Genomic DNA, 813 nt, shown 5'->3' on the forward strand with positions numbered 1-813 from the left:
CGGGTGCACCGGGTGCGCCTGCGGGTGGGTATGTGCCGACGCAGCTTGTGTCCGCGCTCGGGCCCGAGGGGCCTGAGGGGCAGGGCGTTCCGGGCGTTCCGGGTGGGCCGGTGGGCGTGGATGCGGTGCCGCCGCCGGGCGCTGCCCCGAACGCGCCGGGCGCCCCCAACCCGCCCGGTGCGCCGGGTGCTCCCGGTGGCACGCCTCCGGGCAACGTGCACCACGCGGCCACGATGCTGGCCGACCCGAACCAGCGGGGAGGGGGCGCGCCACAGCCTCCGGGCGCACCTCAGCCTCCTGGCGCCCCGGGCATTCCGGGTGCGGCAGGCGCCCCGGGCATGCCTCCCGCTCCCGGCGGCCTGCCTCCCGCCCCCGGCGCCCCCCACCCCGCAGGAGCCCCTGGCGCACCTCAGCCTCCGGGCGCCCCGGGTATGCCTCCCGGCCCCGGCGCACCCCAGCCCCCAGGCGCCCCGGGCATGCCCGGCATGCCCGCCGCGCCTGGCGCCCCCGGTGCTCCCGGCGGTGCTCGCGGCGCCGTGCACCACGCGGAGACCGTGCTGGCCGCGCCTCCCGTGGGCGGCCCGGGCGCGCCCCCGCCGCCGCCCGCCCCGGGCATGCCCGGCGCGCCGGGCGCCCCCGGTATGCCGCCAGGCGCACTGGGCGCTCCCGGTATGCCGCCCGCCGGCCCGGGCGCCCCGCAGCCGATGCCGCCCGGTGTCCCCGGCGCCCCGCAGCCGATGCCTCCGGGTGCGATGCCGCCGCCGGGCGGGCCCCTGCCGGGGCAGCCTCCGGCGTACGGCTATCCGCAGCAGC

General features: G+C 82.7%; 1 pseudogene. It reads left to right on the forward strand.

Annotated elements, in window-relative coordinates:
- Window positions 1–485 precede the first annotated feature (485 nt).
- Window positions 486–813, forward strand: a pseudogene (locus BEK98_RS51590) (SUKH-4 family immunity protein); the annotation flags it as partial.

Source organism: Streptomyces diastatochromogenes, from assembly GCF_002242805.1.
GTDB lineage: Bacteria > Actinomycetota > Actinomycetes > Streptomycetales > Streptomycetaceae > Streptomyces > Streptomyces diastatochromogenes.